Raw genomic sequence first — 23,032 nt, forward strand, 5'->3', positions numbered from 1 at the left:
AAATCGCCGAAGGCCGGATGGTTATTCCGGTTTATTTCTTGATGCACTCCCCTTATCATAACCATTGAATTCTTGTTATTTTATTGATTTTAAAGAAATAAATATAATATTTGTAATTGTATTATCTATATTCCCGCTATTAATCCTAAAACCTCTTCGTTATTTCCCTCAGCCGGAAACAGGTCTCGCTTATTGTGTATACTCGGGAACGCCTGAAACTCTTTTCAGGTAAATCTCCATTCATTCAATGAAGGGAAATTGTTATGAAGAAAGTCCTTTATGGCGCAATGGCCGTACTGGCGCTGGCGTCTGCTGGTACCGCTACTGCTGGTCCTTTGACCAGTGGCGAAGCGGCTGGCGGTGCAGCGAACTCCGTTTCTGTGGGGAGTTCAACAGCGACCGGGTCTAGCGCAGTAGGGTCTGTGGTAGGGACTGCGCTTGCCGCAGTTGGGGGCAGTGATGGCGCCAATACTGGCACTACCACCACCACCTCTACCTCCACAACCACTACGACCAGCACCACCCCTTAGTAATTTTTACTGAGGTTTTAACCATAACCACACTGCGGTGTGGTTATTTTGAATTCGGGGAAATGTCGTGCAGCGACTTGCTATTGTGATGATGTGCCTGTTACTGCAGGCCTGTTCTAACACCTCTCCTGTTTCGTCACTCTGGAACCGCTTTTTTGGCACTGACGGGGTGCAACTCAGCGACGATGAGATCCAGAACATGCCCTACGCCAGCCAGTATGTCCGGCTGAATGACGGGCCGCAGATCTTTGTGGTTCTGGCGTTTTCAGAAAACGGGCAACACAAGTGGGTCACCCAGGACCATGCGACCCTGGTGACGCAGCACGATCGCCTGGTGAAAACCGTGGGGTTGGGCGACAACCTGGTGGAAGTCACTAACCTGCAACAGGATCCGCTGGCGAAAGTGAACCAGATTGTTGACGGCGCCAGTTGGACGCGACAGGCCAGCTGGACGGAACACCAGCAGGTACGCAACGCTACGCTGCGCTCCACTTTCCACTGGGACGGCAAGGACTCACTGGAGGTGGGCAGCGACGTCACGCCGGTTCGCATACTGGATGAAAAAGTGACCACTGACGCCGGTAGCTGGCATAACCGCTACTGGGTGGATGAAGAGGGCTATATCCGTAAAACGAAGCAGTACCTCGGGCCCGGCTACTACCCGATTACCACCATTCTGTTGAAGGCGGCGAAATAATGACAACAAAGCTAATTCTCGCTTCGCTGATGCTGGCCTTTGCCGGTGGCGCCTGTGCCGCCGGCACCATTACCGTTTATCCAGGGAATTCAGCGCCTCCGTTAACCGTGACCGGTGCCGAACGTCTTGCCGATCTGGTGACGCAGCCCACGTTGGCGCATAGCTGGTGGCCGGGCACCGTGATTAGCGAACGTCAGTCAACGGCGGTGGCCGAACAACAGCACCAGAAACTGCTGGCGCGGCTGGCGGCCCTTGCCGCCGATCGCGGTGGCGACGAAGGCGCGGCCATTAACGGTCTGCGTACCCAGCTCCAGGCTATCCGGGTCACCGGACGCCAGCTGGTTAACCTCGATCCGGATCGGGTGCGGGTGAATCCTGAAAGTAATCCGCCATTGCTGGGGGAATATTCGCTATGGGTCGGCCAGAAGCCCACCACTGTGACGGTGATGGGGCTGGTAAGCGCGCCAGGCAAGAAGACGTTTGCTCCAGGCCGCTCAGTGGATGAATACCTTGATGATGTCAGCACGCTCAGCGGCGGCGATCGCAGTTATGCCTGGGTGGTTTACCCCGACGGCAAAACGGTGAAAGCGCCGGTGGCTTACTGGAACAAGCGCCACGTTGAACCTATGCCCGGCAGCATTATCTTCGTCGGCTTTGCCGATCATATCTTCTCCTCCGCCTGGGATGGCCTGAATGAGCAGATTCTCCACTCTCTGACCCATCGGATACCGGATTGATGAAGAAACGTTACCTCTACAGTTTACTGGCGCTGGCTGTCTCTTCCGCCTGCCAGGCGGAGAGCTACCCGGCGCCCATCGGCCCGTCCCAGTCCGACTTCGGCGGCGTGGGCCTGTTACAGACGCCCACCGCGCGTATGGCGCGCGATGGGGAGTTCAGCGTTAACTATCGCGACAACGATCAGTACCGCTTCTATTCGGCTTCGGTGCAGTTAATGCCCTGGCTGGAAACAACCCTGCGCTACACCGATGTTCGTACCCGTAAGTACAGTAATGTGGACTCTTTCTCTGGCGATCAGACCTATAAGGATAAGTCGTTTGATGTGAAGCTGCGCCTGTGGGAAGAGGGCTACTGGACACCGCAGGTGGCGGTGGGTATCCGGGATCTGGGCGGTACCGGCCTGTTCGACAGCGAATACCTGGTGGCCAGTAAGGCCTGGGGGCCGTTCGACTTCTCGCTGGGGATCGGCTGGGGCTATCTGGGGACTGCCGGCAACGTTACTAACCCGTTCTGTAGCTACAGCGATAAATACTGCTATCGCGATAACAGCAACAAGAAGGCGGGTTCGTTCGAATTTGGCGATATGTTCCACGGCCCGGCGTCGATATTCGGCGGTATCGAATACCAGACGCCCTGGCAGCCGCTGCGCCTGAAGCTGGAGTATGAAGGCAATGATTACAGCGGCGATTATGCCGGACGGCTTGAGCAGCGCAGCAACTTTAACGTGGGCGCCATCTATCGGGTCACCGACTGGGCCGATGTCAACGTCAGCTATGAGCGTGGCAATACCTTTATGTTCGGCTTCACGCTGCGCACCAACTTTAACGATCTTAAATCTCACTACGCCGATAACCGTAAGCCGGAATACCGGCCGCAGCCTCAGGATAAGATCCTACAGCACAGCGTGGTGGGTAATCAGCTGACCCAGTTGAAATACAATGCCGGTCTGACTAATCCGCAGATTCAGACCAAAGGGGATACCCTTTATGTCACCGGCGATCAGGTGAAATACCGTGACTCGCGTGAGGGTATCGATCGCGCTAACCGCATTGTGATGAATGACCTGCCGGAAGGGATAAACAAGATCCGCGTAACGGAAAGCCGGGTCGCTATGCCGCAGGTGACCACCGAAACCGACGTTGATAGCCTGCGTCATCATCTGGAAGGAGAGCCGCTGGGCCACGAAACACCGCTGGCTCAGCGCCGGGTGGATCCGGTGGTGCCAGACAGCACCGAACAGGGCTGGTATCTGGACAAACCACGCTTTAGTTATTCGATCGATCCGGTTCTGAGTCAGTCCTTCGGCGGCGCGGAAAGCTTCTATATGTACCAGTTGGGTATCAGGGGCTCCGCCGATCTGTGGCTGACAGACCACCTGCTGACCAGTGGTAGCCTGTTCGCCAATATCAAGAACAACTACGACAAATTTAACTACACCAGTCCTCCGAGCGACACGCATTTGCCGCGGGTGCGTACTCACGTGCGTGAATACGTTCAGAACGATGTCTATGTGAACGATCTACAGGCCAACTACTTCCAGTATCTGGGCAAAGGCTGGTACGGACAGGCCTATGCCGGTTATCTGGAAACTATGTTCGGTGGCGCAGGCGCCGAGGTACTGTACCGTCCGCTCGACAGCAACTGGGCGGTGGGGCTGAACGCCAACTACGTGAAGCAGCGTGACTGGCGTAGCTCTCAGGATATGATGAAGTTCACCGACTACAGCGTGAAGACCGGGCACCTGACCGCTTACTGGACACCGCCGTTTGCCGATGGCGTACTGGTGAAAGCCAGCGTGGGCCAGTACCTGGCGGGCGACAAGGGGGGAACCCTGGATATCTCTAAGCACTTCGACAGCGGCATCGTGGTGGGTGGCTACGCCACTATCACCAATGTCTCGTCCGAAGAGTATGGGGAAGGGGAGTTCACCAAAGGGGTCTATGTCTCCGTTCCGTTGGATCTCTTCTCGTCGGGTGCGACCCGCAGCCGTGCCCTGGTGGGCTGGCAGCCGCTTACCCGCGATGGTGGCCAGATGCTGGGCCGCAAGTTCGAGCTTTACAGCATGACCAGCGACCGCAATATCAACTTCCGATAAGCGTTCTGGCCATCACCGCCGCCTCCCATCAGGGGGGCGGTTTTTTTTGCGGGTAAAAGTGTGAAAACCGCGTTAAATAAAGTAGATCTGGATCACGTTTTTCCCTTATAAAGGAGCCAGTATCCTGATATGAATAAGGGGAATAACATGTCGTTGCCATCTCGCTCTCCGGCGGAGTGGATCGCTTATGGATTACAGTCAGTGCTGAATCTGGGGCTACTGAGCCTGGGACTGATTTTGATGGTGTTTCTGGGGAAAGAGACGCTGCACCTGACCTATGTGCTGTTTATTAATAGCGAACAGGTGACCAAATATCAGCTGGTGGAAGGGCTACTGGTCTGGTTTCTCTATTTTGAATTTATCGCGCTGATTGTGAAGTACTTTCAGTCTGGTTATCACTTTCCGCTGCGCTACTTCGTCTACATTGGCATTACTGCCATCGTGCGACTCATTATTATTTCCCACGAGACGCCCGAAGAGGTACTGGTCTATTCCGGTGCGCTCCTGCTGCTGGTGGTCACGCTGTGGTTATGTAACACCAGCCTCCTGAAGCGCGAATAATCGCGTCTTGTTGACGGCCCTGCCTGGGCCGTCACTTTATTCGTGTGTTACACCTTTGTTGCTATTAAGATCGCTGGAATATGCTTTGCCCCACACGAGCCGCGGGTTCTGCGTTACAATGCCTTCAGAATTTTTTCCGGAGAAGGTGTTATGTCCCATCCCGCGCTGGCGCAGCTGCGCGAACTCCACTACTTTCAGGATATTCCTGCTTTAAGCCACGCACTGAGCGACTGGCTGCTGCTGGAAGATTCCATGACGAAACGCTTTGAGCAATACTGCCACAGGGTCAGCGTGGATATACTGCGCGAAGCCTTTGTTGATGCCGGAGAGCTGATGCCCGGGGAAGCGGCGCTACTGCCGGACGAAGAGCGCTTCTGGCTACGTGAGATTTTGCTGTGCGGCGATGGCGAACCCTGGCTTGCTGGCCGGACGCTGGTGCCGCAGTCAACGCTGAATGGCCCGGAGCTGGCGCTGCGCCAGTTGGGAACTACCCCGTTAGGGCGTTATCTGTTTTCATCATCGACCCTGACGCGCGATTTTATTGAAACCGGACGTAGTGCAGAGCTGTGGGGGCGCCGTTCCCGTCTCCGGCTCTCAGGAAAACCGCTGTTGTTGACCGAGCTTTTCCTTCCTGCGTCGCCGCTGTATCGAGAGGAATAAAAAATGGAGTGGACTCTGAAGCAGAATAAGCTGCTGGCGTATCACCGATTGATGCGCACTGATAAGCCCATAGGCGCGCTGTTGCTGCTCTGGCCGACGCTGTGGGCGCTGTGGATGGCAACCCCGGGCGCGCCGCCGTTAACGATACTGCTGGTTTTTGTGGCGGGCGTCTGGTTGATGCGTGCCGCGGGCTGTGTGGTGAATGACTACGCGGACCGCAAGTTCGATGGTCATGTGAAGCGTACAGCGAATCGTCCCCTGCCCAGCGGCGCGGTGAGTGAAAAAGAGGCCCGTATTCTGTTTGGGGTGCTGGTGCTGCTCTCCTTCCTGCTGGTGCTGACTCTGAACAGCATGACGATCCTGCTGTCGGTGGCCGGGCTGGCGCTGGCATGGGTTTACCCCTTTATGAAGCGCTACACCCATCTGCCCCAGGTGGTGCTGGGCGCAGCTTTCGGCTGGGCGATACCGATGGCTTTCTCCGCCGTTAGTGAAAGCGTGCCGATCTCCTGCTGGCTGATGTTCCTGGCGAATATTCTCTGGGCCGTGGCCTACGATACCGAGTACGCCATGGTGGATCGCGATGACGATTTGAAGATTGGCGTTAAGTCTACGGCGATTCTGTTTGGCCGCTATGACAAACTGATTATTGGTCTGTTGCAATCTGGCGTGGTGGCGATCATGATACTGCTTGGCGTGCTGAATGGCCTTGGCGGCCTGTGGTATGCATCGATTGCCATTGCCGCCGGGTTGTTTGTCTGGCAGCAGAAGATGATAGCGAACCGAGATCGCGATGCCTGCTTCCGGGCCTTTATGAACAACAACTATGTTGGCCTGGCGCTGTTTATCGGTCTGGTGCTGAGCTATCTGCATTTCTGATTATTGAGTGCATAAAAAAGCCGGTCGGTGTAACACCTGACCGGCTTTTTTCATTTTTACGGCGCGTTATTCAGCCTGTTCCGTTGCTTCTTCTTTGGCCTCGATACCGCCATTCTGCGAGGTGGCGCTCTCAATGGTCAGGCGCACATCGGAGGTCAGCAGTTCGGCCAGCAGTTGGTAAACCTGCAGCGCTCGTTCAGATTCAGCGTCGCCGCTGTCGCTGATATAGCCTTCATCGCGCAGGGTCAGCACCAGAGTAGAGAAGACCGCCTTATCGAAGAATTCCGGCGCATTGATACCATGCAGAACCGACAGGCGCTGTGCCAGAGTGCGACTCTCTTTTTCCAGAGTGCCGCGGTTAATGCCCGGGTTGGCACCCAGCAGCCAGAAGGTGATGGCATAACGCTGAATGGTCTCGCGCACGCCTGCCGCCAGCAGTTGCAGGGTACGGGAGCGCAGCGGGTTCACCTGTAGCGTATCGCCGTTAATCAGGATCAGCCCCTGGCGTTGTAGTTCGTCCAGTAGCGCGTCGATCTCCGCGGGCAGCGCCTCTTTTTCCCAACGCAGGAATAACTCGCTCTTCAGCATCGGGTAGAGCAGCGTCACCTGCTCCAGTAGCGCACTGCGGGTCAGATGACGGCGTTGGGTAATCATCATGGCCAGCAGCGATGGCAGCACCAGCATATGCATCAGGTTATTGCGGTAGTAGGTCATCAGTACCGCCTGCTCGCGCGGTAGAATGATGATGTCGCCGATCGTATCTTTTTCCACTTCGAACTTGTTCATCTGTAGCGCGTGATTGATCAGTTCATCGGCGGTGACTTTCGGCGCCGTCGCGTCCGGCGAATAGGGGACGTTACGCATAATATCCAGATAGCAGTTCAGCTGTTCGGTTAGCTGTTCGCGGGTCAGAGAGCGCTGACGTGACGCCAGTAGCGCGGTACAGCACAGATTCATGGCGTTTGCCGCGCCGGCGTTGTTAATGCGCACCATCAGATCTGCGGCGATAGCGTTGACTGACGGCGTCAGCCAGGCCGGGCGTACCGCTTCGATGGGATCGATATCGTCACGCCATTCCGGCACGTTCTGGTTCAGCCAGTTGTTCAGCGGAATCGGCTCGCCGAAGTTAACGTAACCCTGACCCAGATTACGCAACCTGCTTAAGCCGCGTACCATCTGAGTGAAGCTCTCTTTCTCTTTGGTGGCACCGCGCAGCTCTTTCGCATAGGTGCCCACTTCCATGACATGTTCGTAGCCAATGTAGATGGGAACCAGCGTGATGGGGCGGGTACCGCCGCGCAGCATCGCCTGAATGGTCATCGACAGGGTACCGGTTTTCGGATCCAGCAGCCGTCCGGTACGCGAACGTCCGCCTTCCACAAAGTACTCTACCGAGTAACCGCGGCTGAACAACTCACCCAGATATTCGCGGAATACGGTGGAATAGAGCTTATTGCCCCGGAAGGTACGGCGGATGAAGAATGCGCCCAGGCGGCGGAAAATCGGGCCCGCTGGCCAGAAGTTAAGGTTGATACCAGCAGCGATATGCGGTGGTACCAGCCCCTGGTGGTAGAGCACGTAAGAGAGCAGCAGATAGTCCATATGGCTGCGGTGGCAGGGGACATAGACCAGTTCGTGGCCCTCGTGGGCCAGTTGACGAATGCGCTCGGCGTTATGGACGTTGATGCCCTGATAGAGCCGGTTCCAGGTAAAACCCAGTACGCGATCGGTTACGCGGATAGCTTCGTAAGAGAAGTTAGCCGCTATCTCTTCCATCAGGGCTACGGCGTTCTGTTGGGCCTTTTCATGGGAGATCTTTTTGGTACGCGCTTCGTCTTCTACCGCCCGGGCAATGGCCCTCGAGGACAGCAGCTTATTAAACAGATCCTGACGGGCCGGCAGACGTGGCCCTACGGCCGCCAGACGCAGACGCGAGAAGTGCATTCTGGCGATACGCAGCAGCTTCTGGGCGATACGCTTGTCCGTACCATGTTCGGTAGCCATACGGCGCAGAGAAACCGGTGGCGAGAAGCGCACAAAGCTGTCGCGGCCCAGCCAGATCACGGCGAAGAATTTTTGAATACCGTTCAGATTGCGCAGCGGCGGGTTGGCTTCCCCTTTCTCTTTGCCCGGCGCACGGCCGAACATCACAGAGACGGGTACCATCTGAACGTCAAGATTCGGATTACTGCGGTGTAGATCCAGATAGTTATGGAATAGTTTGATGGACTCTTGTTTAGGCGTGTAATAGGTGAAGACGCGGGGACCGTCGTGCGCGAACACATAGCGCGGCAGGACGACGCCGTCCACTTCCAGCGGCTCCATGGGGTCCGGCAGATCGTGGGCCAGACAGCGCGCACGCAGCGTCAACAAGTCTGCCTTCGAGTTATAGGGCAGAACGTACATAATCGGACGCGAAGTATCCAGGCCAAGTTCGGCGCAGGGATCCGCCGGAATTGACTTGCTCTTTACCAGAATACTTAATGGTAAATTAAGGAGCTTGTATAAAAATCGGGACCAGCCTGACATAAATGATGTAAAGCCTCTGGTTAATCATGCAAATGCGCCGTCAGAATACCAGAAACGGCACGGAAATTCTGCGGCACCACTATTAATCGAAGCGCGCTGGCGTTGACGCTGATTTTCGTCATACTGCCTGCTGCATTCGGTCTGGCTTCGTTAATCGGCTCGGGCGCGCCCTTGCCGCTTTGATGCAACTGAACTATTTAGAGTGTGTTTTTTGAAAAGGTTTCCATTACATGGCGAATAATACCACTGGTTTTACCCGTATCATCAAAGCTGCCGGCTATTCCTGGAAAGGTCTGAGCGCGGCGTGGCGTAACGAAGCGGCCTTCCGCCAGGAAGGGGTCGCCGCGGTTATTGCCATTATAGTGGCCTGCTGGCTGGATGTTGACGCCATGACGCGCGTGCTGCTGATTGGCTCCGTCATGCTGGTCACGATCGTCGAAATTCTGAATAGCGCCATCGAAGCCGTTGTTGACCGGATCGGCAGCGATTATCACGAACTTTCCGGTCGCGCGAAAGATATGGGCTCCGCCGCCGTGCTGTTAGCGATTATCGTCGCGCTTTTCACCTGGGTCACGCTACTCTGGTCGCATTTGCGGTAAAGCTTCAGGAAACGGATAAAACGCTGACTTTTTACCACGTTGTGGTTCCAAAATCGCCTTCTGCTGTATATACTCACAGCATAACTGTATATACACCCAGGGGGCGGAATGAAAGCGTTAACGGCCAGGCAACAAGAGGTTTTTGATCTCATCAGGGAGCATATCAGCCAGACGGGAATGCCGCCCACCCGTGCGGAAATCGCGCAGCGACTGGGCTTCCGTTCGCCTAATGCCGCAGAAGAACACCTGAAGGCTCTGGCGCGCAAAGGGGTTCTCGAAATCGTCTCTGGCGCTTCACGCGGTATCCGACTGCTGCATGAAGAAGAAGAGGGGCTGCCGCTGGTTGGGCGCGTTGCCGCGGGTGAGCCGCTGCTGGCCCAGCAGCATATTGAAGGCCACTATCAGGTCGACCCTTCCCTGTTTAAACCGAGTGCGGACTTCCTGCTGCGAGTGAGCGGTATGTCGATGAAAGATATCGGCATTATGGATGGTGACCTGCTGGCGGTACATAAGACTCAGGAGGCGCGCAACGGTCAGGTCATCGTGGCTCGCATTGAAGATGAAGTCACGGTTAAACGCCTGAAGAAGCAGGGCAACACGGTGCAACTGCTGCCGGAAAACAGCGAGTTTGAACCTATTGTGGTCGATCTGCGCGAACAGAATTTTACTATTGAAGGGCTGGCCGTCGGGGTGATCCGCAACGGCGAATGGCTCTGAATTTATAAACGCATCCCCCTGCTGACGCGTCCGTTCCCGGGCGCGTCTCTGCTTTAACTCTCCTGACTGCATAACCGGATAATGGCCATGCCCCTTTTCCAAAAAACCGATAAAGCATTATGGCGGCTGGCGCTGCCGATGATTTTCTCTAACGTGACGGTACCGCTGCTGGGGCTGGTGGATACTGCGGTCATTGGTCATCTCGACTCGCCGGATTATCTGGGCGGCGTTGCCGTTGGCGCTACGACGACCAGCTTTTTGTTTATGTTGCTGCTGTTCCTGCGGATGAGCACCACCGGCTTTGCGGCTCAGGCATGGGGCGCGAAAAATGCGCCGGCGCTGGCCAGATCGCTGGTTCAGCCGCTGATGCTGGCGTTGATTGCCGGTGTGCTGATCGTGGCGTTACGTACTCCGCTGATCGATTTGGCTTTGTACATTGTCGGCGGCAGCGAGCAGGTTCTGTATCAGGCGCAGCGCTTCCTGGCCATTCGCTGGCTGAGCGCTCCGGCAACGCTCGCCAATCTGGTACTGCTGGGTTGGCTGCTGGGTGTCCAGTACGCCCGGGCACCGGTTATTCTGCTGGTGGTGGGTAACCTGCTGAATATTTCGCTGGATCTCTGGTTTGTGGTGGGCCTGCATATGAACGTGCAGGGGGCGGCGCTGGCGACGGTCATTGCCGAATATGCGACGCTGCTTATCGGGCTGGTGATGGTGTGGCGGGTACTGCGGCTACGTGGCATTTCGATGGATATGCTGAAGCAGGCCTGGCGCGGCAATATTCGCCGCCTGCTGGCTTTGAACCGCGACATTATGCTGCGTTCCCTGCTGCTTCAGCTCTGTTTTGCCGGTATTACCATTTGCGGTGCGCGCCTCGGTAGCGAAATCGTGGCGATTAACGCGGTATTGATGACCATGCTGACCTTCACCGCCTATGCGCTGGATGGTTTTGCTTATGCGGTAGAGGCCCACTCCGGCCAGGCCTTTGGCGCGCGCAGCACCGGGCAGTTGTTGAGCGTATGGCGAGCCGCCTGCCGCCAGGCGGGTCTGGTGGCGCTCTGCTTCGCGGCGATCTACGCCCTGGCGGGGGCGCAGATCGTAGCCCTGTTAACCTCAATCCCCGAACTTCAGGCTCAGGCGGATCGCTATCTGCTATGGCAGGCGGTGCTGCCGCTGGTTGGCGTCTGGTGTTATCTGCTGGATGGCATGTTTGTGGGGGCCACCCGCGGCGCGGAAATGCGTAACAGCATGGCGGTTGCCGCGCTGGGATTCGGACTGACGCTACTGACGCTGCCCTGGCTGGGCAACCATGGCTTGTGGCTGGCTCTGACGGTATTTCTGGGGCTGCGTGGCCTCTCCCTGGGCTGGATCTGGCGCCGTCACTGGCGTAACGACACCTGGTTTAAGGTGCCGGGCCACCAGTGAGCCTGTAAGGCTATACTTAATGGGTGAGTAAAGCTAAATCCGGCGCAGGAGGTACGCGATGCTCAGAGACGAAATCGAAGGCGGCTGCCGGCGTCTGGTGGGTAGAGTCCGCGAAGCCTGGGGCAGGATGACCGACGATGACGGCGCCATTGCCAGCGGCCGTCATGAGCGGCTGATTGGCAGGCTTCAGCAACGCTATGGCTACGCCAGAGCCCAGGCAGAAAAAGAGGTGACCCAGTGGGAAAAGCGTAACGATTACCGCTGGTAGCAGGGCGTGGGCGCGGTTTAGCGCCCGCGTTTTTTCACGGCGACGCTGTGATCGTGCTGGCAGATTTCGCGGTTGCGGCAGGCTTCCACTTCGGCGCAGGGCGCGCACAGACCGTGTGCTTCGATCACATTGTGGTGTAGAGCAAAGCCGTTACCGGCCGCCAGCTTGTGCATTATCTCCTCCACACCTTCCGCACTCTCCTCTTTCACCGAACCGCAGCGATCGCAGATAAACATGGCGGAAGTGTGCATAGGCTCATCAAAGTGATGGCACAGCACATAGCTGTTAGTGGACTCAACTTTGTGTACAAACCCCTGCTCCAGAAGAAAATCCAGCGCCCGGTATACGGTAGGGGGCTTGGCCTGGGGTTCGCTGGCCTTCAGCAGATCGAGCAGATCGTAGGCGCTAATGGAGCTATCCTGCAGCGTCATCAGACGCAGTACTTCAAGGCGCTGAGGCGTCAGGCGCACGTTGCGCTGCTGGCACAGTTTCTCTGCACGCGCCAGCACATCTTGCGGTGTCGTCATATCCATCAGTCTGCCTCGTTATCTCGGAATCTTGCCCAATTTTATCATGAACCCGCTAAAACGCCGATATCCTGAACGCAGTCGTCACCTGGAGTGTGATACGGCGCGGCAGTCAGGTGTTAAGGCGGGGGATTACGCACCTTAATAGAGAAGTGTTATTGCATGATGAAATGCATTTTTATCATATATATTTCTGTAAATAAGATCTGATTCCTGGCGATATATCGCATATTGTGATTTTGATAGCATTATTTACTGCTTGCTCTTTGACCGGAATCAGGCGGATGACTACCTTGATTAAGGGCATTTTTTATTCACCCGTCATGATTCTTATAAAGAGGGAAGTAAGAATGTTACATAAGCATGAGTCCGTCCTGCATCTCACCTGCCTGAGTCAGGTTTCCGTCGCCCAACTGGCACCCACATTCGCCACGCTGCCTGCCACGGCTCACGCCGATGGTCAGTACCGGCTGCGACGCTATTCCGTTGTTCGATTCCGCCACGGAGAGGTGGAAGAAGTTGATAAGCATGATTTTGTTCAGTCCAGCGATATTAACCGCTTTCAGGGCAATGTGGTGCGCCGCTTTGAACCGCTGGAGTCCACCACGCTGAAAAGCGACGGTCTGCGTGAGGTTTGCCGACTGTTTGTGGAAAGTAACGGGTTGCCAGACGGACAGGAGATTGAGATCCACCAGATGCGTGTTACCGCGATCTACGATGAAACCCAGGTGGCGCCGGAAGGGATCCATCAGGACGGGTTTGATCATATCGCGCTGGTGGCGATCGATCGTGAAAATATCGTCGGCGGTGACGTCATGCTGTACAGCAACAACCATGAGGCGCCATTCTTCCGCAAGGTGCTGGAAAATGGTGAAGTAGCCATGCTGGCCGACCATACGTTATGGCATAACGCCAGCCCAATCCGGGCCGTCAGGCAGGGTGAGGAGGGGCATATGGATGTTTTCGTACTCACGGCCAGGGAGCAGCCCAATGAACTTCACGCCTGAAGCGGTACGCGTGCAGTTTGGCGCACTTTCCGCCCCGGAAGTATCGCCGCCGCCGGTATTTCTTGATGGCCCCGGCGGCACTCAGGTGCCGGTATCGGTGCTGGAGGCGATGGCGGGTTACCTGGGGCGCAACAATGCCAACCTGGGGGGGCACTATTTCTCCAGCCGCAAAACGGAAGCCCTGGTACGCCGCGCCCGGGAATCGGTACAGACGCTGCTGAATGCTTACGCGCCGGACAACATCGTGTTTGGCGCCAGCATGACGGCGCTGACCTTCCATCTTAGCCGTATTATCAGCCGTGAGTGGCAACCTGGCGATGAGATTATCGTCACCGCGCTGGATCACTATGCCAATGTTTCCAGTTGGCAGCAGGCGGCGGACGATCGTCAGGTGGTTGTTCGCCAGGTGCCGGTTAACGAACCAGAATGCACGCTGGATGTGGAGCGTATCTGCGAGCAGATTGTTCCCGCCACCCGACTGGTGGCGGTATGCCTTGCTTCCAATACCACTGGCAGTATTGTCGATGTGCGGCGCATCGTAGAGGCAGCGCATAAGGTCGGGGCCATGGTTTACGTGGATGCCGTGCATTATACGCCCCATCACCTGCCGGATGTGCAGGCGTTGGGCTGTGATTTTCTGGTCTGCTCCGCCTATAAATTTTGTGGCCCGCACGTTGGCATGGCGTATATTGCGCCGCGCTGGTTACAGGCACTGCGGCCTTATAAGGTGGCGCCAGCGACCGATATTGGTCCCGGGCGTTTTGAAACCGGCACTCTGAGCTTTGAAGGGCTGGCAGGCGTGGTGGCCGCTATTGAGTACCTGGCCCAGTGGGGAACGGAAGAAGCACCGTTGCGCCAGCGTTTGCAGGAGAGCTATGCCTGCTATCAGCATCATGAACAGGCGCTGAGCGAATATTTTCTGGCGCGTCTGCAGGCAGTAAACGGCGTACGTCTGTACGGCATTAACAGTGGTGATGCCCGACTCAGAACGCCTACTTTCGCGCTGACCTTTGAAGGATGGTCGCCAGAGCGGATCGCCAGAGGCTTGGGGGATGAAAATATCTGCGTGGGGAACGGTCACTTCTATGCTCAGGGGCTTATCCGGCAACTGGAGCTCGCAGAGCGCGGCGGCGTAGTGCGTATTGGGTTGATGCACTACAACACCCGCAGCGATATCGACAGCCTGTTTGAAGCGCTGCGACGGGTGGTGAGGTAATCGTCCATTTAGTATACAGGCTGCTATTTTATGGGCCTGTATTTTTGGGCCATGAAGAAACCAGTCCATCGATATGCTCATGTAGATCGGGATTGATATGATTCCACATAGGATCAAGCACAAAATCGATACCCTCACGCCGGGCCTGTTTCGCTGCGGGGACAAAATCACTGTCGCCAGCGACTAAAATGATTTGCTCAACGTTTTTATGGTGGGACAGTGATGAGATATCCAGACTGATTTTCATATCAACGCCCTTCTGCCGGGCTTCATACCTGACATCCTTCTCTGTAAGTTCATCGACGGTAATCCGGCCATTAAGTAACGCTTTCGTTTTCTCTGGTGTAATCACCCACTAACCTTCATCGGTAATACGCCCCAGCCGTAAAGCAACTTTCCTGAATTTTTTTAACTCGTTATGGAATTCTTTTCTGAATCTGGCTTCAGGAGTGTCAGAAAAGCTAAATCCTTTTCGGGAGACAGGATTCTGTGCTCGTTTTTCGAGCGGTGGCAATCGTAGAAAAGAATACGATACAGATCGGGACAGGGCTTCCCTTTATTGGCTTTGCGCAGATCCCGTAATAGCCCGGCGTAGAGGTCACGAGCGATCTGCCTGGTGCTTTTTTCTCGCCAGTCATGATACAGGGTACGGTAGCGTTTAATAAAAAACTACCGTCCACCAGGATTGCAGTTTTCATAAACATCCTTGTTTAGTCGTTGAAAAATAAAAAAACCCACATTTCGGAAGGCTCACTATGTGGCAAGCTCGTACTCTGTGGGGTGCTATTGTCAGCCAGTATAAAAAATGATCAATTAAAGATCAAGACCGTTGGCTGGTATCTGCTTTGCACCTTCTTTCTGTAGTATAATCCGCCATCGCCGTTTCCATTCGTACACTCCTCAGGAGACATACGGGAGACAGATAAGTCCAAAATACGCCAACAAGTGTAAACATGCACCAGAACCCAGAATCGCAAAACGCATTGCAAAACGGCGCTGCCGTAACTTCCTTTCTCCCCCATCGTTTTTCCGTTGCGCCAATGCTCGACTGGACGGACAGACACTGCCGTTATTTTCTGCGCCAGTTATCGCGCCATGCGTTGCTCTATACCGAAATGGTAACCACCGGCGCCATTATTCACGGTAAAGGGGACTACCTGGCTTACAGCGAAGAGGAACATCCGGTCGCGCTGCAATTGGGTGGTAGCGATCCCCAGCAGTTGGCGCACTGCGCCCGTCTGGCGGAAGAGCGCGGCTATGATGAGGTTAACCTGAACGTGGGTTGCCCGTCGGATCGCGTACAGAATGGGCGCTTCGGCGCTTGCCTGATGGGCGAAGCGCAGCTGGTGGCGGACTGCGTTAAAGCCATGCGCGACGTGGTTTCCATTCCGGTAACGGTAAAGACCCGTATCGGCATTGACGACCAGGACAGCTACGCATTCCTGTGCGATTTCGTCGGTACAGTGGCGGAGCAGGGCGGCTGTGAAACCTTTATTATCCATGCCCGCAAAGCCTGGCTTTCCGGCCTGAGCCCGAAAGAGAATCGCGAGGTTCCGCCGCTGGACTATCCGCGGGTTTATCAGCTTAAGCGCGATTTCCCGCAGTTGACGATGTCGATTAACGGCGGCATTAAGTCCCTGGAGGAGGCGCAGGCCCACTTACAGCACATGGATGGCGTGATGGTAGGGCGTGAGGCGTACCAGAATCCGGGCATTATGGCAGCGGTGGATCGGGTGATTTTTGGCACCACCGGGCCGGATGCCGACCCGGCGGCGACGGTGCGGGCCATGTATCCCTATATTGAGCAGGAACTGAGCCGCGGAACTTATCTGGGCCATATTACTCGCCATATGCTGGGCCTGTTCCAGGGCGTGCCGGGCGCTCGCCAGTGGCGACGTCATTTGAGCGAAAACGCCCACAAGCCTGGCGCAGGTATCCAGGTGGTGGAGCAGGCGCTGGCGAAAGTCGTCAGGGATCGTTAATTTCTGCGCCACTTAATGGTGAATTTCACTACGCCCGGGGCAACGCTCCGGGCGTTTTTGTTATTTTTCAACAAATTATTTCTGGCACGATTCTTGTAATACTTCGGGGGTCTGTAATAAGGAGCAAACCATGCTGGAACTGATTTTTGTCCTGGGATTCTTTTTTATGCTGCTGCTGACGGGAATCTCCCTGCTGGGGATCGTCTGCGCGCTGTTTGTCGCTACCCTGCTGATGTTTGCCGGCGGCCTGTTCGCCCTGATGATTAAAGTGCTGCCCTGGCTGCTGCTGGCCGTGGCGGTGGTCTGGATTATCCGCGCTTTTAAAGAGAAAAAATCACACAATCGCGATGAGATTATCTTTGGTCAGCCGCGCCCGTATCGACGCACCCGCCGCCGTTACACCCGGTAATGCGGTGTCGATCACAGACCGGCAGATTTCTGTCAGCTTTGTGAAGCTGTCCCAGGATTTGGTTCAGAGATCTGTTATTCTGTGCCCCGAATTCATCGCTTGTACCCTACATCCAGGCGAACGATAAAAAAGAATGGGCTTCCTTCGGGAAGCCCAAATTCTTTCTAGGGTATCAACAGGCTGGAGCCCTGGGTGGTTCGGCTTTCCAGCACCTTATGAGCCCGGGCGGCGTCGCTCAGAGAAAAAATCTGTTGTGGCCGTACGTCGACTTTAATCACGCCGCTGGCGATCAGCGAGAACAGTTCGCTGCTGGCCTCATCCAGCTCGGCCTGAGTGGTGACATAGCCGAACAGGGAAGGGCGGGTGACATAGAGCGAGCCCTTCTGATTCAGAATGCCCAGATTCACGCCAGTGACCGGCCCGGAAGAGTTACCAAAGCTGACCATGAGTCCACGCCGCTGCAGGCAGTCCAGTGAGGCTTCCCAGGTCGATTTGCCCACCGAGTCGTATACCACCGCCACTTTATTGCCATTGGTGAGTTCACGCACCCGCTCTGCGATATCCTCTTCCCGATAGTTAATGGTGCGCCAGGCGCCGGCCTGTTGCGCTTTTTCCGCCTTTTCCGCCGAGCCGACGGTGCCGATAAGGCGGGCGCCCAGCGCCTTAGCCCACTGACAGGCGATAGTGCCTACGCCGCCAGCCGCAGCGTGGAACAGGAAGGGTTCATCCGGTTTCACCTCATAGGTTTTGCGCAGCAGATAAAAGACGGTCAGCCCTTTCAGGAAAGAGGCTGCTGCCTGTTCAAAGCTAATGGCATCGGGCAGGCGCGCCACTTTATCGGCAACCACGTTATGCACCGAACTGTAGGCACCCAGGGCCGACTGGGCATAAACCACCCGATCGCCCTCTTTCAGGTGGCTGACGGCGGAGCCGACTTTGCTTACGATGCCTGCGGCTTCGGTCCCCAAACCGCTGGGTAACGTTGGTGGTGGGTAGAGCCCGCTACGCACGTAGGTGTCGATATAGTTGATGCCAACGGCTTTGTTTTCGACCTGAACTTCGTTATCGGTCGGATCTTTGGGGGTAAAGTCGACCGCTTTCAGTACCTCCGGTCCGCCGTGTTCAGTGAATTCAATTCGCGTTGCCATGTGATCTCCTTTTGGGTCGAGGCAAGATTAAAGGGTATACTTCCCGGTCTCTCTCTACAGATACCTGAGCATTTAATTCACTATGGCAGGAAAAACCCCCTTCAACAAACCCTCCGAAAGCCGCGAGCCGCGCGATCGGGAGGTCGATGCGCTGAAAGTGCCGCCCCATTCGTCGGAAGCTGAGCAGTCGGTGTTGGGTGGATTGATGCTGGATAACGAACGCTGGGACGATGTGGCCGAGCGTGTGGTGAGTGAAGACTTCTATACCCGTCAGCATCGCCTGATCTTCACCGAAATGCACCGCCTGCAGGAGCAGGGGCAGCCCATCGATCTGATTACCCTTTCCGAATCTCTGGAGCGCCAGGGCCAGCTGGAAAGCGTGGGGGGATTTGCCTATCTGGCGGAGCTGTCGAAGAACACTCCGAGTGCGGCCAATATCAGCGCCTACGCCGATATCGTGCGCGAGCGGGCAGTGGTGCGCGAGATGATCTCCGTCGCCAACGAGATTGCCGATGCTGGTTACGATCCCCAGGGACGTACCAGCGAAGATCTGCTCGATCTGGCAGAATCGCGGGTTTTCCAGATAGCCGAAAACCGCGCTAATAAAGATGAAGGTCCGAAGGGGATCGATAAGATTCTGGAGGCCACCGTCTCCCGTATCGAAACTCTGTATCAACAGCCCCACGATGGGGTCACGGGTATCGATACCGGTTATCAGGACCTGAATAAAAAGACTGCCGGTCTGCAGCGTTCGGATCTGATTATTGTGGCGGCGCGTCCCTCCATGGGGAAAACCACCTTCGCCATGAACCTGTGCGAAAATGCCGCCATGCTGCAGGATCAGCCGGTGCTGATCTTCTCGCTGGAGATGCCCGCCGAACAGATTATGATGCGTATGCTGGCTTCACTTTCCCGGGTGGATCAGACCCGCATTCGTACCGGCCAGCTCGATGACGAAGACTGGGCGCGTATTTCAGGCACCATGGGCATTCTGCTCGAAAAGAAAAACATGTATATCGATGACTCGTCAGGCCTGACGCCGACCGAAGTGCGTTCCCGCGCGCGCCGCATCTACCGCGAGCACGGCGGGCTCAGTCTGATTATGGTCGACTACCTGCAGCTGATGCGCGTGCCGTCGCTTTCCGATAACCGTACCCTGGAGATCGCCGAAATCTCCCGCTCCCTGAAGGCGCTGGCCAAGGAGCTTCAGGTGCCGGTGGTGGCGCTCTCCCAGCTTAACCGCTCTCTGGAGCAGCGAGCCGATAAGCGCCCGGTAAACTCCGACCTGCGTGAATCTGGCTCTATCGAACAGGATGCCGACCTCATCATGTTTATCTACCGTGATGAGGTCTATCACGAAAACAGCGACCTCAAAGGCATTGCGGAGATCATCCTCGGTAAACAGCGTAACGGTCCTATCGGGACGGTGCGTCTGACCTTTAATGGTCAGTGGTCGCGGTTTGATAACTATGCCGGGCCGCAATACGACGACGAATAATTATTTGGCTATTTTATTTGCGATTTTGGGATTGGGCAGTGCTCGCCATCCTCACGTACTTCAGTACGCTCCGGTGGTTACGCGCTGGCCGCACCCAAACCCGCTGCACCAATAACGCCAAATGGCTAATCGAAAAGAATTAAGGAATGAACATGCAAGCGGCAACCGTGGTCATTAACCGCCGCGCCCTGCGACACAATCTGCAACGCCTGCGTGAGCGGGCACCGGACAGCCGCCTGGTGGCGGTGGTGAAGGCCAACGCCTACGGTCATGGTCTGCTGGAGACGGCCCGTGCGTTGAGCGATGCCGACGCTTTCGGCGTGGCAAGGCTGGAAGAGGCGCTGCGCCTGCGGGAAGGGGGCATTCGCCAGCCCATTCTGCTACTGGAGGGCTTCTTTTCCCCAAGCGACCTGTCGCTGCTGGCGCAGCATCAACTGATGACCTCGGTCCACAGCGAAGAACAACTGGTGGCACTGGAGCAGGCGCAGTTGAGCGAGCCGGTGACCGTCTGGATGAAGCTTGATACCGGAATGCATCGACTCGGTGTACGTCCGGAGCAGGCGGAAGCCTTCTGGCAGCGGCTGTCGCGCTGCCGCAACGTGCGTCAGCCGGTCAATATCATCAGCCACTTTGCTCGTGCCGATGAGCTGGAATCGGATGCCACACCGCGTCAGCTCGATATCTTTAATAGCTTCAGCGCCGGTAAACCGGGGCTGCGTTCGATTGCCGCTTCCGGTGGGCTGCTGTTCTGGCCCGATTCGCACCTCGATTGGGTACGCCCCGGCATTATTCTGTACGGGGTATCGCCGCTTGAAGAGCGTCCCTGGGGAGCGGAGCTGGGATTCGAGCCTGCGATGTCGCTGATGTCGTCTCTGATCGCGGTTCGCGACCATAAGGCAGGGGAGCCGGTGGGCTATGGCGGTAGCTGGGTCAGCGAGCGTGATACGCGGCTGGGCGTGGTGGCCATGGGTTATGGCGATGGTTACCCACGCTGTGCCCCCTCCGGCACGCCGGTGCTGGTAAATGGCGAAGAGCGGCCCATTGTCGGCCGGGTGGCGATGGATATGATTTGCGTTGACCTTGGGCCTGAAACCCGGGCACGTGCTGGAGATTCGGTGGTGCTATGGGGCGAAGGGCTGCCCGTCGAGCGTATCGCGGAGATAACAAAAGTTAGTGCTTACGAACTTATCACGCGCCTGACGCCGCGGCTGATGCTGAAATACATCGACTGACTCATCGACAGGTTGCCGGTATGCTGTCCGGCGCCTGTTTCCCCTGGCGGGCGTTTTAACGAATCCATAACCTGCCCCTCGATCTCCCTGCACTTCCGGTTTATTGTGTTACTGATGCCTCGCCGTGTCGCCACGGGCGGAGGCTGCCTCACAACAGCCAATAACAATCAGGAGAATCCGGCGTGTTTCAGAATGTTGACGCCTATGCAGGCGATCCCATCCTCTCGCTCGTGGAACGTTTTCGGGAAGATCCCCGCAGCGATAAAGTTAACCTCAGTATCGGCTTTTACTATAACGAAGAGGGGATCGTTCCCCAGTTTCCTGCCGTAGCTGAGGCCGAAGCGCGCCTGAGCGCCACACCCCACGGCGCTTCGCTCTATCTGCCGATGGAAGGGCTGGGCGATTATCGCAGCGCCATCGGGCCGCTGCTGTTCGGCGCCGACAGCCCGCTGCTGAAAGCGGGAAACATCGCTACCATCCAGACTCTGGGAGGCTCGGGCGCTCTGAAGGTGGGAGCCGACTTCCTGAAACGCTACTTCCCTGATTCCGGCGTTTGGGTCAGCGACCCGACCTGGGAAAACCACGTAGCAATATTCGAGGGGGCTGGATTCGAAGTAAACACTTACCCATGGTTTGATGATGAAACCAAAGGCGTGCGCTATGAAGCGTTGCTTGAAGCGCTGAACAACCTGCCAGCGCGCAGCATTGTGCTGCTGCATCCCTGTTGCCATAACCCCACCGGCTCCGATCTGACCGATGCCCAGTGGGACGGCGTGGTCGAAGTGCTGAAGGCGCGCGATCTGATTCCATTCCTTGATATCGCCTATCAGGGTTTTGGCGGCGGTATGGAGCAGGACGCTTACGCGATTCGCGCTATTGCCGGTGCCGGGCTGCCTGCGCTGGTCAGTAACTCCTTCTCTAAAACCTTTTCGCTCTACGGTGAGCGGGTGGGAGGGCTGTCAGTGGTCTGTGAAGATAGCGATGCTGCCTCCCGGGTCTTTGGTCAGTTGAAAGCGACGGTGCGCCGTATCTATTCCAGCCCGCCAGAGCACGGCGCGCGTCTTGTTGCCACGGTGTTGAACGATCCCGAACTGAAGGCGAGCTGGCTGGCGGATGTTGAAGCGATGCGTAAGCGTATTATCGCTATGCGTCAGGCGCTGGTAGAGGTGCTGGACCAGGCGCTGCCGGGCCGTGATTTTGGTTATCTGCTGCGCCAGCGCGGCATGTTTAGCTATACCGGCCTCAGCCCGCAGCAGGTCGAGCGGCTGCGCGAAGAGTTTGGTGTCTACCTGATCGCCAGCGGCCGTATGTGCGTAGCGGGCCTTAATAGCCGAAACGTCACGCGTGTGGCACAGGCTTTTGCGGCTGTAATGTAAATACTCACTTACCTTTAAGGTGCTGTCACATCGGCAGTGTGCTGGCACCTTTCCCTGTCAGTCATGGCGCTGGCCCGGAAATTTTCAGCGCCGGGTTTTACCTTTTCCCGGTCTGATACACACTTAAAGAGATCCATTCGTTATACGGAGCCGTTTATGTGGTACCAACAAACTCTGATTCTGAGCGCAAAACCGCGCGGTTTTCACCTGGTTACCGACGAGTTACTGGGACAAATGCGCGAGTTGGCCGATATTCAGATTGGGTTACTGCATCTGCTGCTCCAGCATACCTCCGCTTCCCTGACGCTGAATGAGAACTGCGATCCTACCGTGCGCCAGGATATGGAGCAGCACTTTCTGCGGACAGTGCCGGAAAATGCCCGCTATCAGCATGACTATGAGGGGCCGGACGATATGCCAGCCCATATTAAATCGTCGCTGCTTGGCGCCTCGCTGACGCTACCGGTTCGTCTTGGCCGCGTGGAGCTGGGGCGCTGGCAGGGGATCTGGCTGGGGGAGCACCGGATTCACGGCGGTTCCCGGCGAATCGTCGCGACGCTACAGGGGAGTAAAACGATGACCAGTTCGGAGTTGTTGCAGTACTGCATGGCGAAGACCGGAGCGCAGCAAAGCGTCCACAGTGACTGGAAGGCAACCCAGATTAAGGTGGGGGATGTGTTGTTTGCCATGGTGCAGGAGGTGGATGGGCGACCGGCGGTATCGCTGAAGACCAGTACGCCCCTGGCGGATTTGCTGCGTCAGCGGCATCAGGATCTGTTTCCCACTCCGCATCTGAATCAGGATAAATGGAGCACGCTGTTTCTGGACGGATCGCTTCCGGCTTCGCAGATATACTCTCTGGTGAATGATTCATACCAGCAGGCGCTGGATCTGCTGTCGGAGGAGAAACGCAGGAAGCTGATGGGGGGATGAAGGGAATCGGCG

23 protein-coding genes and 1 pseudogene are annotated in these 23,032 nt (G+C 56.3%); 20 read left to right on the forward strand and 4 right to left on the reverse strand.

What is annotated here, in order from left to right; translation table 11 throughout:
• The first annotated feature begins 263 nt into the window (after window positions 1-263).
• From yjbE to ubiA, 7 genes are all read left to right on the forward strand, one after another.
• Entirely contained in the window at window positions 264-530 is a 267-nt protein-coding gene (yjbE, locus tag FEM41_RS07180; protein WP_138095327.1) for an exopolysaccharide production protein YjbE, read from the forward strand.
• Between the two features lie 88 nt (window positions 531-618).
• Window positions 619-1,227, forward strand: a complete 609-nt coding sequence (locus FEM41_RS07185) for a YjbF family lipoprotein (RefSeq protein WP_421805416.1) — start codon at window positions 619-621, stop codon at window positions 1,225-1,227.
• The gene (locus tag FEM41_RS07190; RefSeq protein ID WP_138095329.1) at window positions 1,227-1,964 is read left to right on the forward strand and encodes a capsule biosynthesis GfcC family protein; all 738 of its coding nucleotides are present in this window, start codon (window positions 1,227-1,229) and stop codon (window positions 1,962-1,964) included. The genes FEM41_RS07185 and FEM41_RS07190 overlap by 1 nt, the downstream gene beginning before the upstream one ends.
• Entirely contained in the window at window positions 1,964-4,060 is a 2,097-nt protein-coding gene (locus FEM41_RS07195; RefSeq protein ID WP_138095330.1) for a YjbH domain-containing protein, read from the forward strand. Before FEM41_RS07190 ends, FEM41_RS07195 begins: the two co-directional genes overlap by 1 nt.
• Before the next feature lie 147 nt (window positions 4,061-4,207).
• The gene (psiE, locus tag FEM41_RS07200; RefSeq protein ID WP_138095331.1) at window positions 4,208-4,621 is read left to right on the forward strand and encodes a phosphate-starvation-inducible protein PsiE; all 414 of its coding nucleotides are present in this window, start codon (window positions 4,208-4,210) and stop codon (window positions 4,619-4,621) included.
• Between the two features lie 150 nt (window positions 4,622-4,771).
• Entirely contained in the window at window positions 4,772-5,281 is a 510-nt protein-coding gene (ubiC, locus tag FEM41_RS07205; RefSeq protein ID WP_138095332.1) for a chorismate lyase, read from the forward strand.
• 3 nt (window positions 5,282-5,284) lie between these two features.
• Window positions 5,285-6,157, forward strand: a complete 873-nt coding sequence (gene ubiA / locus FEM41_RS07210; RefSeq protein WP_138095333.1) for a 4-hydroxybenzoate octaprenyltransferase — start codon at window positions 5,285-5,287, stop codon at window positions 6,155-6,157.
• A gap of 66 nt (window positions 6,158-6,223) precedes the next feature.
• Here ubiA and plsB read toward each other — a convergent pair whose 3' ends face one another.
• A complete protein-coding gene (gene plsB, locus FEM41_RS07215) occupies window positions 6,224-8,686 on the reverse strand; it encodes a glycerol-3-phosphate 1-O-acyltransferase PlsB (protein ID WP_138095334.1) in 2,463 nt (820 codons plus the stop codon).
• A gap of 230 nt (window positions 8,687-8,916) precedes the next feature.
• Between plsB and FEM41_RS07220 the strand changes: the two genes are divergently transcribed.
• The 4 genes from FEM41_RS07220 (at window position 8,917) to FEM41_RS07235 (ending at window position 11,692) form a co-directional block, all read left to right on the forward strand.
• A complete protein-coding gene (locus FEM41_RS07220) occupies window positions 8,917-9,285 on the forward strand; it encodes a diacylglycerol kinase (protein WP_138095335.1) in 369 nt (122 codons plus the stop codon).
• A 108-nt stretch (window positions 9,286-9,393) separates the two neighbouring features.
• A complete protein-coding gene (gene lexA, locus FEM41_RS07225; RefSeq protein WP_138095336.1) occupies window positions 9,394-10,002 on the forward strand; it encodes a transcriptional repressor LexA in 609 nt (202 codons plus the stop codon).
• Between the two features lie 87 nt (window positions 10,003-10,089).
• Complete coding sequence (gene dinF, locus FEM41_RS07230) at window positions 10,090-11,424, forward strand: MATE family efflux transporter DinF (protein WP_138095337.1); 1,335 nt, start codon at window positions 10,090-10,092, stop codon at window positions 11,422-11,424.
• Between the two features lie 58 nt (window positions 11,425-11,482).
• Complete coding sequence (locus FEM41_RS07235) at window positions 11,483-11,692, forward strand: CsbD family protein (RefSeq protein WP_138095338.1); 210 nt, start codon at window positions 11,483-11,485, stop codon at window positions 11,690-11,692.
• Between the two features lie 17 nt (window positions 11,693-11,709).
• Here the strand turns inward: FEM41_RS07235 and zur are convergent, their stop codons facing one another.
• Window positions 11,710-12,225, reverse strand: a complete 516-nt coding sequence (zur, locus tag FEM41_RS07240) for a zinc uptake transcriptional repressor Zur (protein WP_138095339.1) — start codon at window positions 12,223-12,225, stop codon at window positions 11,710-11,712.
• A gap of 344 nt (window positions 12,226-12,569) precedes the next feature.
• Between zur and FEM41_RS07245 the strand changes: the two genes are divergently transcribed.
• Together FEM41_RS07245 and FEM41_RS07250 are read left to right on the forward strand one after the other, a co-directional pair.
• Window positions 12,570-13,226 (forward strand): 2OG-Fe dioxygenase family protein, encoded by a 657-nt coding sequence (locus FEM41_RS07245; protein WP_138095340.1) that lies wholly within the window; start codon window positions 12,570-12,572, stop codon window positions 13,224-13,226.
• Window positions 13,210-14,442: a cysteine desulfurase-like protein gene (locus FEM41_RS07250; protein ID WP_138095341.1), complete on the forward strand. Its 1,233-nt coding sequence runs from the start codon at window positions 13,210-13,212 to the stop codon at window positions 14,440-14,442. The genes FEM41_RS07245 and FEM41_RS07250 overlap by 17 nt, the downstream gene beginning before the upstream one ends.
• 28 nt (window positions 14,443-14,470) lie before the next feature.
• Here FEM41_RS07250 and FEM41_RS24740 read toward each other — a convergent pair whose 3' ends face one another.
• Window positions 14,471-14,794 (reverse strand): NYN domain-containing protein, encoded by a 324-nt coding sequence (locus FEM41_RS24740; protein ID WP_206665548.1) that lies wholly within the window; start codon window positions 14,792-14,794, stop codon window positions 14,471-14,473.
• Between the two features lie 601 nt (window positions 14,795-15,395).
• Here FEM41_RS24740 and dusA point away from each other — a divergent pair.
• Window positions 15,396-16,424 (forward strand): tRNA dihydrouridine(20/20a) synthase DusA, encoded by a 1,029-nt coding sequence (gene dusA / locus FEM41_RS07260; RefSeq protein ID WP_138095342.1) that lies wholly within the window; start codon window positions 15,396-15,398, stop codon window positions 16,422-16,424.
• 130 nt (window positions 16,425-16,554) lie between these two features.
• Window positions 16,555-16,833, forward strand: a complete 279-nt coding sequence (pspG, locus tag FEM41_RS07265; RefSeq protein WP_138095343.1) for an envelope stress response protein PspG — start codon at window positions 16,555-16,557, stop codon at window positions 16,831-16,833.
• A gap of 164 nt (window positions 16,834-16,997) precedes the next feature.
• On the opposite strand, the gene FEM41_RS07270 is transcribed toward pspG, so the two are convergent.
• Window positions 16,998-17,981 (reverse strand): quinone oxidoreductase, encoded by a 984-nt coding sequence (locus FEM41_RS07270; protein ID WP_138095344.1) that lies wholly within the window; start codon window positions 17,979-17,981, stop codon window positions 16,998-17,000.
• Window positions 17,982-18,063: 82 nt separating this feature from the next.
• On the opposite strand from FEM41_RS07270, the gene dnaB reads away from it, so the two are divergent.
• The 5 genes and pseudogenes from dnaB to FEM41_RS24750 all read left to right on the forward strand — a co-directional run bounded on the left by dnaB (window position 18,064) and on the right by FEM41_RS24750 (window position 23,020).
• A complete protein-coding gene (gene dnaB, locus FEM41_RS07275) occupies window positions 18,064-19,479 on the forward strand; it encodes a replicative DNA helicase (protein ID WP_138095345.1) in 1,416 nt (471 codons plus the stop codon).
• 152 nt (window positions 19,480-19,631) lie between these two features.
• The gene (alr, locus tag FEM41_RS07280; RefSeq protein ID WP_138095346.1) at window positions 19,632-20,711 is read left to right on the forward strand and encodes an alanine racemase; all 1,080 of its coding nucleotides are present in this window, start codon (window positions 19,632-19,634) and stop codon (window positions 20,709-20,711) included.
• Window positions 20,712-20,893: 182 nt separating this feature from the next.
• Window positions 20,894-22,087: an amino acid aminotransferase gene (locus FEM41_RS07285; protein WP_138095347.1), complete on the forward strand. Its 1,194-nt coding sequence runs from the start codon at window positions 20,894-20,896 to the stop codon at window positions 22,085-22,087.
• 156 nt (window positions 22,088-22,243) lie between these two features.
• Window positions 22,244-22,654: pseudogene (locus FEM41_RS24745) on the forward strand (secondary thiamine-phosphate synthase enzyme YjbQ); the annotation flags it as partial.
• Between the two features lie 39 nt (window positions 22,655-22,693).
• A complete protein-coding gene (locus tag FEM41_RS24750; RefSeq protein ID WP_241666623.1) occupies window positions 22,694-23,020 on the forward strand; it encodes an MmcQ/YjbR family DNA-binding protein in 327 nt (108 codons plus the stop codon).
• The last annotated feature ends 12 nt before the right edge of the window (window positions 23,021-23,032 follow it).

Source organism: Jejubacter calystegiae, from assembly GCF_005671395.1.
In the GTDB taxonomy this organism is placed as follows: Bacteria; Pseudomonadota; Gammaproteobacteria; order Enterobacterales; family Enterobacteriaceae; genus Jejubacter; species Jejubacter calystegiae.